Below are 247 nucleotides of genomic sequence, written 5' to 3' on the forward strand. Positions count from 1 at the left end.
TTTTTCGAAAAAATAGCAATCATCCAGATGAGCAAAGTTCCCAATAAGTACTGACTCCCGGTTACTTCTGCCGCCGTATAGCCAGCATGATAAGCGAGTTTTACAAATGTGGATAATGCTCCGTAACAGCAGCCTCCCAAAAAAACAAGTAGTGCATAGTGCCACGTTTTCATGATTTCTACCCCTTTTACTTAAAAAATAATAGTTGACTTGATTGATGCCGTGTCAATTTCAAACAAAAAGCCAC

Annotated in this window: 1 pseudogene; it reads right to left on the reverse strand. The window is 39.3% G+C overall.

Annotation, left to right across the window (positions count from 1 at the left end):
• Positions 1 to 173: pseudogene (locus tag RYX56_RS24360) on the reverse strand (EamA family transporter); the annotation flags it as partial.
• Positions 174 to 247 lie beyond the last annotated feature (74 nt).

This window comes from Alkalihalophilus lindianensis (genome assembly GCF_032843265.1).
GTDB lineage: Bacteria > Bacillota > Bacilli > Bacillales > Bacillaceae_D > Alkalihalophilus > Alkalihalophilus lindianensis.